The organism is Mycoplana dimorpha (genome assembly GCF_003046475.1).
Taxonomy (GTDB): domain Bacteria; phylum Pseudomonadota; class Alphaproteobacteria; order Rhizobiales; family Rhizobiaceae; genus Mycoplana; species Mycoplana dimorpha.
This window is the reverse complement of the sequence record NZ_PZZZ01000011.1, coordinates 47,250-57,988: the sequence shown is the minus strand read 5'-3', so window position 1 is coordinate 57,988 and position 10,739 is coordinate 47,250. Positions and strand designations below refer to the sequence as shown.

9 protein-coding genes and 2 pseudogenes are annotated in these 10,739 nt (G+C 58.5%); 8 read left to right on the top strand and 3 right to left on the bottom strand.

Going from position 1 to position 10,739, the window contains the following annotated elements; all coding sequences use genetic code 11:
• Nucleotides 1–366: 366 nt before the first annotated feature.
• Together C7449_RS20590 and C7449_RS20580 are read right to left on the bottom strand one after the other, a co-directional pair.
• On the bottom strand, nucleotides 367–819 hold the full coding sequence (locus C7449_RS20590; protein WP_108004787.1) for a transposase: 453 nt from the start codon (nucleotides 817–819) through the stop codon (nucleotides 367–369).
• A 1,204-nt stretch (nucleotides 820–2,023) separates the two neighbouring features.
• A pseudogene (locus C7449_RS20580) lies at nucleotides 2,024–2,740 on the bottom strand (penicillin-binding transpeptidase domain-containing protein); the annotation flags it as partial.
• Between the two features lie 11 nt (nucleotides 2,741–2,751).
• Between C7449_RS20580 and C7449_RS20575 the strand changes: the two are divergent.
• A pseudogene (locus tag C7449_RS20575) lies at nucleotides 2,752–2,998 on the top strand (IS630 family transposase); the annotation flags it as partial.
• On the opposite strand, the gene C7449_RS20570 reads toward C7449_RS20575, so the two are convergent.
• Nucleotides 2,995–3,576, bottom strand: coding sequence for a helix-turn-helix domain-containing protein (locus C7449_RS20570; RefSeq protein WP_108004785.1), 582 nt, complete (start codon nucleotides 3,574–3,576; stop codon nucleotides 2,995–2,997). The pseudogene C7449_RS20575 and the gene C7449_RS20570 sit on opposite strands and share 4 nt — an antisense overlap.
• A gap of 367 nt (nucleotides 3,577–3,943) precedes the next feature.
• Between C7449_RS20570 and C7449_RS20565 the strand changes: the two genes are divergently transcribed.
• The 7 genes from C7449_RS20565 (at nucleotide 3,944) to C7449_RS20535 (ending at nucleotide 10,736) form a co-directional block, all read left to right on the top strand.
• Entirely contained in the window at nucleotides 3,944–4,975 is a 1,032-nt protein-coding gene (locus C7449_RS20565) for an ABC transporter substrate-binding protein (protein ID WP_108004784.1), read from the top strand.
• Nucleotides 4,976–5,051: 76 nt separating this feature from the next.
• On the top strand, nucleotides 5,052–6,227 hold the full coding sequence (locus tag C7449_RS20560) for an ABC transporter permease (protein ID WP_108004783.1): 1,176 nt from the start codon (nucleotides 5,052–5,054) through the stop codon (nucleotides 6,225–6,227).
• Nucleotides 6,227–7,009 carry an ABC transporter permease gene (locus tag C7449_RS20555; RefSeq protein ID WP_108004782.1) on the top strand — a complete coding sequence of 261 codons (783 nt, stop codon included), beginning with the start codon at nucleotides 6,227–6,229 and terminating at the stop codon, nucleotides 7,007–7,009. Before C7449_RS20560 ends, C7449_RS20555 begins: the two co-directional genes overlap by 1 nt.
• Nucleotides 7,010–7,033: 24 nt before the next feature.
• Nucleotides 7,034–8,083 (top strand): ABC transporter ATP-binding protein, encoded by a 1,050-nt coding sequence (locus C7449_RS20550; protein WP_108004781.1) that lies wholly within the window; start codon nucleotides 7,034–7,036, stop codon nucleotides 8,081–8,083.
• Nucleotides 8,084–8,102: 19 nt separating this feature from the next.
• Nucleotides 8,103–8,456, top strand: a complete 354-nt coding sequence (locus tag C7449_RS20545) for a cupin domain-containing protein (RefSeq protein WP_108004780.1) — start codon at nucleotides 8,103–8,105, stop codon at nucleotides 8,454–8,456.
• Between the two features lie 61 nt (nucleotides 8,457–8,517).
• Nucleotides 8,518–9,825 (top strand): NAD(P)/FAD-dependent oxidoreductase, encoded by a 1,308-nt coding sequence (locus C7449_RS20540; protein WP_170115973.1) that lies wholly within the window; start codon nucleotides 8,518–8,520, stop codon nucleotides 9,823–9,825.
• A gap of 23 nt (nucleotides 9,826–9,848) precedes the next feature.
• A complete protein-coding gene (locus tag C7449_RS20535; RefSeq protein ID WP_108004778.1) occupies nucleotides 9,849–10,736 on the top strand; it encodes a DMT family transporter in 888 nt (295 codons plus the stop codon).
• The last annotated feature ends 3 nt before the right edge of the window (nucleotides 10,737–10,739 follow it).

Sequence of the window (10,739 nt, the reverse complement as noted above, 5' to 3'; positions counted from 1 at the left end):
TCGGCACGTTTGCGCCCCGCTCGTTCGGCGGAGCCGTCGTGAGAGCTGCCTCGCTTACCTTGTCGTCACCTTGGACCGGCATATCGGCGGACAGCCGATGTGGTATCCGAGATTTCTTCAGTTGGGAAAGAGTTCGGTGATTTACTCTCGATCTCGCGGGCGATGGCCTTGAGATCGGCGTCGCCCCAAATCAAAGGGCTCTGCGATTTTGGTTGTCGTCGGCTCGACTTGAATTCAACAACGAAGCTGCGTCGTGCTCTCATGCGAGATAGTATTCCCGGAAACGAGGAAGGCGATCCAGCCATGCGGCCGGGGCCACACATAGATCCAGACGGGGCGTTATTTCAAGAGCTGCAGCCGGTCGGCTCAGTCCAGCCCCAACCGCTGGCGAAGCTCTGTGTTCTCCGCGTGGAGCTTTTCCGCGAGCAAACCGCGCAACCGCTGGTTCTCCGCTTCAAGCTTAACGAGATCGGCCAATGTCTCGATGCCAGCGGCCACGTTTGCTTGTGACCTCTTTGCCATCGGCGCTGCGCGTTTCCACTGATAGTAGGTCTGTTCGGAAATGCTTGCGTTCTTGACCGCGGCCTTCAATGTGGTGCCATCAGCAATCTGGGCTTCGATCTGGCGGAGCTTTTCAGCCTTCTCGCTTTCAGAATAACGGCGACCCTTCGTGGACGTCGCCAATATGGCTTCGGTTGATTGTGACGGACGAGGCTCTGTCTTCCGGGCCCGCGTCTTCCGCGCCTTCCGAGGGGGTGCAGATTCGGCCTCGGCTCTGGTCGCCGGGTTGAGTTGTGGAGGGTTTTGTTCTTCGGCCATTGCGAGATCCCCTTTAAACTCCCTTTTGTCAAACGGAAAGCGCGATGAGTCAATAAGGGCGCACTTTCGCGTGCTGATACGCGAACTGCAATGTCTCGCTAAAAGGAAGTGTCATGACCTACAAAGGGGACGAGCAGCGTGCAAAGCGCGCGTTTTTGTAGCCATGACCGGCGTGGCGGCCTGATCTCAGGAAGGCGCTGTTCGATCAGTGTCAATACGCACGGATTTTAATCGGCTAACAGACGGATAAGTATCCGGCCTCTAGCGCGGTGAACGCAATACTACCGCTCTTATTCCTCGTCCTCCTCGCCTATGATTTCGTATTCTCCGCGACGGGTAAAATTGATGAGCTCAATGGGACAGCGATCGTCTCCAATTTGAATGTGTAGGTCACAATCGGCCGTTGCGATGTTCACGGCGGCGATCGCCTCGTTCTCGGAGCGAGCCGTGACCCAAACGGAAGTCAGAGTGGGAATATCAATCAGAAATCTTTTCATTAGTGGGCACCAACTTGAGGTCATTAAAGTTTGTGGTGAGATTTCCGTCGGCGAACTGTTGAATTTCTGTCCGACAGAACTGCCCGACAGACACCGTATGATACGGGTTGCCGATGACCTTGTTATCAAGGGTGGAAGGGCCATACCACTGGCTCGACTGATTGTAGTTATGAGTTAGTTTTTGAGCTTTTAGGCGACAGTCAGCGCAGAGCAAGCTAGACATCTTCAACACCAATCAAGGCCCGCAGTTCACCTTCACCAGCAGACGCCGAACCAAACTTATTTCAAAGCGCTGACGCCGGCGACGGCGTAATTGAGACGGAATTCCACAGAGCGAAACGTCCGAAATAGCCAAACAAACCAAACTATGGGCGGTAATCTGTTGCGGGACTCAATCATGCTTGTGCTGACGCGGGCGTCCTTCGTCCGGGTGTTCTACACGCCTGCCCTTGACACCAAGTTCACGTGACATCACCCGTTGATCACCTGTTCGGCCGCTAATTTCTGCGGCCCCGATTTTGGCTCATCTTCGCTTCCTTTAAATAAGCTGCGATGAGCCCAAAATCCTCTCTTCTCAGTTAAGCCAGTTCTGCCTCAAGGGCGCCGTCCGGAACAGTAATCGCGGACGAAGGCCGCGACGGATGCCACCCTTGGTCGCCGCGTCGGGGACGTCTCCTACAGTTTCCGGCACCCGCGGGCCCGTAGCATCACTTTTTGCAGAGCCTCCGTCGGCCGGAATAGGGCTGGTAGGTGCAATCTGAAGGCCTGAGGGAACGGTAACTGCGGGAGCAGGCCGTGGCGTCGATACTTACTCCCGCTCCGTTCGGAGCAGACGCGGCCATCGCCTCACGCATGAAGTCCCGCCAGATATGCGCTGGCAAGGCGCCCCCGGTGACGCCATTCATCGGCGTGGCATCGTCATTGCTCACCCAAACGCCCGCAACGAGCGGCTCCGTGAAGGGGACGAACCAAGCATCGCGATTGTTCTGGCTGGTGCCGGTTTTGCCGGCGACAAACGCGCCCGGGTGGGCTCCACGTCCGGTGCCGCGCTCGACAACCAGTTGCAGGAGGTCGAGGAGATCCGATCGGTAGGGCGACAGGTCGGTATTCGGCTTTACCTGTGAACCTCGAAACGCTTTCGGCTGTCCGGCGGCTTGAAAGTCGATGATGCCCCAGGGCTCGACCGGCGCCTTGCCGAGATGGACGGACGCATAGGCGCTGGTGAGGTCAAGCAGGTTTACTTCGGATGTGCCGAGCGCCAGAGACGGCGTGTTGGCCAGTGGCGCCTTGATGCCGAGTTCTCGCGCGGCAGCAATGACATTGTCGAGTCCGACCTCTTCCGCAAGCGCCACTGTCGCGGCATTCGACGATCGGGCGAAGGCCTCGGCAAGTGTCAACCAGCCGCGATAGCGGCCGCCGGAATGCCTTCAAGTTAACTTTACGATGCCCCCCAACATCCTGTTCCTGGCTCAACGCCGTCGCGGGCTTCTTCGCCAAGCTCACGCGGCGCAGGCTCAAGCACCGCGTCTTCCATTCCGACGTCGATCTTCAGGCCGCCATCAACCGCTTCATCCGTGAATACAATGCCGACAAGCCCCGCACCGTTCATCTGGAAAGCCGACGCCGATGACATCATCGTCGCACGAAACCGTGGGCTCCGAACGTTGGAGTCAAACCACTAGACCGTCGCCGGGGACACGATCCAAAGCACTTCGCAGACTTGAGAACCTTCGTTCCAGTAGCGCACCAACGCCGTGGCCGGGAAGGCAAAGCTGTCCCCCTCGCGTATGGTCATGCGATACCCGTCCAGTTCCAGCTCCATCGTGCCCGCCAGCACGATACCGCATTTTCCGCCCTCGCTGTTCGAATATGGCTCGCCGGAATCGGCGCCGGGCTGCATGACAAAGCGCAGCATCTGGATCTTGGGCTGGGTGTCCGGAGTCAGGATCTGCTTGAACAGCCCGCCTTCATCATAGGCGATCTCGCGCCGCGAGGCCAAGCGCACGACAAATTCCGCATCATCGTCGTGCTGCGATTGCTGCGCCTCGAAAAGCCATTTGACCGGCATCTCCAGTGCATCACAGATCGCGCGCATCGACTTGATCGAGGGCGAGGTCAGCCCACGTTCGACCTGGCTCAACATGCCCACCGACAGGCCCGAACCATCGGCTACTTCCTTCAGTGACATGGAGCGCATCTTGCGCCGCAGCCTTAGACGCTCACCGATGCGCTTGCGCTCATCAGTATGAAAACTATCCATTCTGCAAACCCGATTTTTTCCAATGCCTGAACCGTAACCGGCACTGCCCAAGCGAAAGGCCCAACAAGATCGCCCGGTGAAATTCGCTGCAGGGTGATTGGTCCTCTGCCCCTGCCTTGCTATTCATGGTTCTGGCCCTCCCGTCCATTCCGAACTCCTACCATGCAAGTTCATTTTTTGCTGACAAAAAATAATGCTACTAAAACTATTTACAAAAATTTTCATTATGCCTAGCATAATCCTCGGATAACCTGCAGCGCAAGAGGAGCCCCTGCAGCTATCCCGCCATAAAAAGAACGAGACGGCACTAGGTGCCAAACGCCCCAGAAACATCTGCGGCGCGTGTTGGACGACGGGAGGTGTTCTTATGAAATTCAAAGCAATTGCAATCACCTGCGCATCCATTCTGGCAATGCCCTGCGCTGTACAGGCCCGCGATTTTACCATCGCAGCCTGGGGCGGCAACTATCAGGATGCGCAGCGCGCGGCCTATTTTACGCCCTTTGCGACCGACAAGGGCCTGAAGACGGTCGAAACCACTTATCTCGGTGGGTTGGCTGAACTCAAAACCATGTCGGATACCGGTAATGTGATCTGGGATCTGGTCATGATGGGCGCTACTGATGCCCAGTTGGCCTGCGACGAAGGCCTGCTGGAAGAAATCGACTGGGAAACTCTCCCCAATGCCGCCGATATCATTCCCGAAGCAAAGTTCGAATGCGCCGTAGGCAATGTCGTCATCGGCAATGGCATGGGCTATAACACCAAGGCCTTCGCTCAGGCCCCAAACAGCTGGGCAGACTTTTTCGACCTTAAAAAGTTCCCAGGCAAACGCGGCATGACCAATAATCCGACCATGAACCTCGAGCGCGCGCTGATCGCTGATGGCGTGCCGATGGATCAGGTCTATAAGGTACTGGCGACGCCAGAAGGCGTTGATCGCGCCTTTGCCAAGCTCGACACGATTAAGAAAGAGCTGCAGTTCTGGGATGCAGGGTCGCAGCCGGTGGAATGGCTATTGGCAGGCAACGTGGCGCTGAGCACCGGCTATAACGGCCGCTTCATCACTGCCAAGAAAGACGGCAAGCCACTGGAGTATGTCTGGAACGAGCACATCTACAATATCGACGTCTGGGCAGTTCCAAAGGATTCCCCCTTCAAGACAGAGGCGATGGAATTCTTCAAGTATGCCGATGATCCCGCGTCGCAGGCCAAATTCTCGTCGCTGATGCCTTATGGCCCAACCAACGCGAAGGCCAATGAACTGATCCCCCAGGCGGATCTGAACAATCTTCCGGCTGGGCCCAATAACGCCCATGCACTGGCCTATTCCGATGCTTTCTGGATTGAGAACTACGACGCGCTGAAGGAACGCTGGGCCAACTGGGTCATCCAGTAATTCCTAGTCCCTACCGTTCCCGCCCTGGCCGGCCCGCGCCTATGCGCCGACCGGGGCAAGCAACCGCAGGTTATCCATGTCGCACGCGAAGTCCCAACCGCATGGGAGCCGGTTTGCAGCCTTCTTGCTGCTCCTGATCCCCACCGCCATCTTTCTGCTGATCTTCGTCGTTCCGCTGGGTTCGATCATCTCGCTCAGCCTCGAAAACACTGCGCTTGGCTCGCGCTTTGTCACGTTCAACGCCGCCGCCGAAAATAATCCTGACCAACGGGCGCAGGCGGTTCTGCAGGATCTGGGCGCAATGGACCAAAAGCAGCTGGGCGAGGTCGCCCGGATGCTCAATCAGGAGAAATCAGGCTTCCGATCACTGATCCTTGACACCGGAAAGAAGGCCAAGACCATCCCGCCCAGTATGGGCGGACTGGTGGCATTCGACAAACGCTGGGCCGAGCCGGACTATTGGGAAATCATTTCGAAGAATGCCGGGGCGATCAGCTGGCGCCATTACCAAAAGGTCTCGGGGCTGAAGCTTGATGCGGCGGGCAATCTGACGATTGCCAAAGGCGATCTCATTTTCATGCGCGTGATGGGTCGTACGCTGGTGATCTCGGTGGAGGTTACCTTGCTGACCCTGCTGATCAGCTATCCCGTGGCATTTGCCGTGGCGCGCGGCAGCAGGCGCACCGCCGCGACCATCCTGACCATCGTCATGGTCAGCTTCTGGACCTCGGTTCTGGTCCGCACCACGGCCTGGGTCGTGCTGTTGCAGACCAATGGCCTGATCAACAATCTTCTTGTCTGGCTGGGCATCGTCCGCGAACCGATCCAGCTGATATTCAACCGCTTCGGTGCGCTGGTGGCGATGACGCATGTGCTGTTGCCCTTTGCCATCCTGCCAATGATCAATGTGATGCGGACCATTCCGAAGGCGCAAAGCGATGCCTCGCGCAGCCTCGGCGCCGGACCGATCGAGACCTTCCTGCGCGTCTATTTCCCGCAGACGCTGCGGGGTGTGGCAGTTGGTGGCGGCACAGTCTTCATCCTCGCCTTGGGCTTCTACATCACCCCAGCGTTGACCGGAGGCCCGAATGACCAGATGCTGGCCTATTTCATCGCCGATTTCGTCAACAAAACCCTGAACTGGGGCATGGCCGCCGCTCTGTCGGTTCTGCTCCTACTTATTGTCATCCTGCTGATCTGCCTCGGAAAACTGATCCAGCGCATGCTGGCAAAACGCGAAAGGGCCATCTGATGTCGCGTCTCATCTACTGGGTCAGCGTGACCTTTTGCGCGAGTTTCCTGATCCTGCCTCTTGTGGTGGTCTGGCCGCTGGCCTTCAACCCCTCAAGCTTCCTGACCTATCCGATGGAAGGCTTTACCTTCGACTGGTTCGCCAAAGTGCTTAGCGATCCGGGCTGGACGCGGCCGATGCTGAACAGCGTGAGAGTGGCGCTGGGGGTGACGGTGCTAGCCGTGGTGATCGGCGGTCTGGCGGCGCTGGGGGTAATGATGACCCGGCGCGGCACCCAGATCGTACTGAGCGCGCTATTCGTCTCGCCGCTGGTCGTGCCTTCGGTGGTGGTTGCTGTCGCGCTGGCCTATGCCTTCGGCCGCACTGGCGTCGGAGGCGGATATCTCTCGCTTGTACTGGCCCATTCGATCGTCGCGGCACCGTTGGTCTTCCTGTCGGTGATGACCTCACTACGGGGGCTGGACCCAAATCTCGATCTGGCCGGAGCTTCACTTGGCGCCTCGCGCATCTACCGCTTCTTCACGGTCACACTGCCACTCACCGCTCCGGGATTTGCCGCAGGCGCCGTCTTCGCCTTCATCACATCGTTCGACGAGGTGGTTCTGGCGCTGTTTCTTGCCGATCCCGGCTCCAGCACCCTGCCCATCGCACTATTCGCCGGACTGCGCGACCGGCTGGAGCCCCCCATCGTCGTGGTGGCTGTGCTTTTGTCAGTGCTCAGCGTGCTGTTCCTGATGCTGCTGAACTATTTACAAAAGCGCCATGCCGCACCGCGTTCGTGATCAGACCTTGTCGGGAATGACCTAATGACCTCGCTTGAAATCAAAAACATCAACAAACACTACGGGGCCGTGCAGGCGCTGCACGATGTCTCGCTCTCAATCAACAAGGGGGAGTTCGTAACCTTGCTGGGGCCGTCGGGCTCGGGCAAGACGACGGTCCTGAAGATCCTTGCAGGTTTCGAACCGGTGACATCGGGTCAAGTGCTGATGGAAGGCCGCGATGTCACCGCCTTGCCCCCGGAAAAGCGCAATTTCGGCTTGGTGTTCCAAGGCTATGCGCTGTTCCCGCATATGAGCGTCTATGACAATATCGCCTATCCGCTGCGGGTGCGAAGGCAATCGAAAGCGATGATCGACGAGCGGGTGCTTGCGGCGCTGGATCTGGTGCAGCTGCGCAAATTCGCCAATCGCCGCCCACAGGAATTGTCCGGTGGACAGCAACAGCGTGTAGCCCTGGCCCGGGCGCTGGTCTTTAAGCCCGATGTGCTGCTGCTGGATGAGCCAATGTCGGCCCTGGACAAGCAACTGCGCCATGACCTGCAGGAAGAGCTGCGCGAGATCCATCGCAGTCTGGGCACCACCTTCATCAATGTCACCCACGACCAGGAGGAAGCGATGCACATGTCTGACCGCATCGCGATCATGGATCACGGGCAGATTAAGCAATATGACACGGCGCATCAGCTCTATCGGCGTCCAGCCTCGCGCTTTGTTGCGGAGTTTGTCGGAAAATCCAATGTCTTCCAGGGCGAAGTCCGCGGGTCCGGCAGCAGCGCCCGCTTCTACAGCGCCAGTTTCGAGATGCCGCTGGCTGATGCCCAGACCGGCGCGTCGACCGTGATGATCCGCCCCGAGGATGCCGAGATCACCACCACCGCGCCGAATGATGGGCGTATCACCCTGCCCGTCCAGGTGATCAGCTCGACCTATTCGGGCGACCGCGCACTCTACACTCTGCTCCAGAGCGACGGCGCCGACTTCATCGCATACGCCCCCGCACGGTCCGGGGTCTTCCCGGATGGCACCGATATTTTTGTCAGCTTCGCGTCGCAAGACGTGATCGCGCTCGCCTGAGACCAGGGAACCAACAACCATGTCGAAACTGAAATTCTTTCGCCCCTCGACCGCCGGGATACCGGAATCCGCAGCCCCCGCGCCGGACCGTGTTCTGGAGGGCAACCCGCAGTTCAGCACCTGGCCGCTGAGCGAGATCGGCGGGGTCTATACCGGGATATGGGGCGCCACCCCTGGATCGCATCGTGTCGAGCGTGACGGATCCTTGCTTGAGCAGTTCTACCTGCTCGAAGGCGAGATGGAGCTGATCGAGGACGGCCTGCCCGCGCAGCGGTTCACCGCCGGGGATCTCGTGGTCATCGAGCCGAATTTCCGCGGTATCTGGAAGACCATCACCCCGGTCAAGAAGGTCTATTTCACCAAATCGCTGTGACTAGTCCGGTGCGCCCGGTTCGTCAGGCGCGCTCAACCAAACCGAATCAATGGGGACAGACATGAAAACCACACCCTTCTGGTGGGAGGAGGCCGAACCGACCCATGGCGAGCGCACCTTTGACCAGACCCGCTGTGATGTATTGATCGTCGGCTCGGGCTATGCCGGGATCAATGCCGCCATCACCCTGGCAGAGGCCGGCGTGAAGGACATCTTCGTTGTCGACGCAATGCGCATCGGCGAAGGCGCCAGTTCGCGCAACGGTGGTCAGATCGGCCGCAACAGCCCAAAATTCAGCCTTGCCGAAGGCATCAAGCGCTTTGGCGAGCAACGCGCCCGCGAGATCATTGAGGACTACGACCGCTCCTTCGACTTCATGCTCGACCGCGCAAAAACCCTGACTGATGATTTCGATCTTAATCTGACAGGTGGCCTGGTCGGCGCGCATAGCCGCAATGACTACGAAGCGCTTTCCGTTTCGGTAGCCGCCTTGCCGGCTGAGCGTCGCGCGCAAAGCCGCATGATCCCCGAAGCCGAGATGAAGCAATATCTACGGACGGACATCTATCGCGGGCTGATGCTGCGTGCAGAAGGCGGCTCGGTGCATCCGGCGAAATATATCCGGGCGCTGGTCAATCGTGCGCGTACGCTTGGGGTGCGAGTGTTCAGTGGCTGGCGCTATTTGGGCGCTACCGATCAGGCAGGCCGCAAGATCGCCACGCTTCAGGATGTGACCAGCAGCAAGAGCGTCACCATCAACGCTGGCAAGGTCTTGGCCGCGGTTAATGGCTATACAGGCAAGGAAGTGCCATGGCTGCGCCAACGCACGATTCCGGTGCAAAGCTACATGATTGCCACCGAACAGTTGCCGCTCGAGCAGATGGAAGAGCTTATTCCTCATAACCGCACGGTGGGCGATACGAAGCATATCCTTTACTACTTCCGTCGCTCGCCCGATGGCACTCGCATCCTCTTTGGCGGTCGCGCGCGCTTCCGCACCTCGACCGAGGAACAAGGCGCTGTCGGTCTCCTCAAATTCCTGCTGCATACCTTCCCGTCCCTAGAAAAGGTCAAGCTCAGCCATGGCTGGTACGGCAACGTCTGCTTTGCCTATGATTTCTGCTCCCATGTCGGGCGAATGCCAGATGGCGTCTATTACATTTCCTGCTGCAATGGGGGCGGGGTCAGCATGATGACCTATCTCGGCCATCGCTGCGCAGAGATGATGATGGATGTGCCTGACCATGACCGCGGGATCGTCAATTCGCGCTTCCCGCAGCTTTATTTCTACAACGGCCATCCCTGGTTCCTGCCCGCCGTAGGGACCTATTACCGCTTCCTCGACCGCGCCGCCCGCTGGGGCGAGTGACCGAGCGCTTTAAGGCTAAAACAATGGTTTCGACTGTCGGCTCCCCGGCCGTAAGCCCACGCACGCTTACGGCTGTGATCCTCATGTGCGTGGCGATGCTGATCGTGCCACTGGTGGATGTGGCCGCCAAGATACTGGGGGATCAAGGTATCTCGCCTTTCCAGATCGTCTCGCTGCGGATGCTGATCGGCACCATCCTGCTGACGCCGCTGATCATGCGCTATGAGCCGGGCATCGTCCGGCAGGCCGCGCGCCATCCATTGTCGGTTTTCGTCATCGGCTCCTCGATCTGCGCGGCCTCGATCTGCTTTTTTGTAGCCTTGAAATATATGCCGATCCCCGATGCTGTGGCGATTACCTTTGTGCAGCCTTTTTTCGTGACGATCCTTTCTCGGCTTTTCCTGCGCGAACATGTGACGGCCGCGCGCTGGATCGCATTGGCGATCGGCTTTTCCGCAACGCTGATGATCATCCGACCCGGCACCGGCAGCTTCGAGCCTGCCAGCATCTTTCCGCTGCTGGCGGGTTTCTTCTCGGCTATTTATGCCATAGCCCTGCGCCGCGGGGTTCCCGGTGTCTCGGGTCTGGCCACGACCTATTACACCCATATCGTCTCGCTGGCGCTGATCCTGCCTTTGGCCGCCCTGACTTGGATGCCGATCTCGGCAGAGCAATGTCTTTTAGTCCTTGGCATGGCCGTGATTGGCATCGGGGTGCAATACATGCTCGTCAAGGCCTATGAGTTTGGCGAGGCGTCGCTCATCGCCCCGCTATCCTACACCGAAATGATCGGCTCGGTGTTTGTCAGCTGGTTGTTCTTCCGCCAGGTGCCGGATTATCTCACGCTGATCGGTGTCAGCATTCTGATCGGATGCGCCATCTTCGCTTCGTATCAGGCCAAGGCAAAATAATTG

Coding starts and splice junctions, on each gene's coding strand:
- C7449_RS20560 (WP_108004783.1), top strand. CDS start 5,052: ATGTCGCACGCGAAGTCCCAACCGCATGGGAGCCGGTTTGCAGCCTTC.
- C7449_RS20550 (WP_108004781.1), top strand. CDS start 7,034: ATGACCTCGCTTGAAATCAAAAACATCAACAAACACTACGGGGCCGTG.
- C7449_RS20540 (WP_170115973.1), top strand. CDS start 8,518: ATGAAAACCACACCCTTCTGGTGGGAGGAGGCCGAACCGACCCATGGC.
- C7449_RS20535 (WP_108004778.1), top strand. CDS start 9,849: ATGGTTTCGACTGTCGGCTCCCCGGCCGTAAGCCCACGCACGCTTACG.
- C7449_RS20565 (WP_108004784.1), top strand. CDS start 3,944: ATGAAATTCAAAGCAATTGCAATCACCTGCGCATCCATTCTGGCAATG.
- C7449_RS20555 (WP_108004782.1), top strand. CDS start 6,227: ATGTCGCGTCTCATCTACTGGGTCAGCGTGACCTTTTGCGCGAGTTTC.
- C7449_RS20590 (WP_108004787.1), bottom strand. CDS start 819: ATGGCCGAAGAACAAAACCCTCCACAACTCAACCCGGCGACCAGAGCC.
- C7449_RS20545 (WP_108004780.1), top strand. CDS start 8,103: ATGTCGAAACTGAAATTCTTTCGCCCCTCGACCGCCGGGATACCGGAA.
- C7449_RS20570 (WP_108004785.1), bottom strand. CDS start 3,576: ATGGATAGTTTTCATACTGATGAGCGCAAGCGCATCGGTGAGCGTCTA.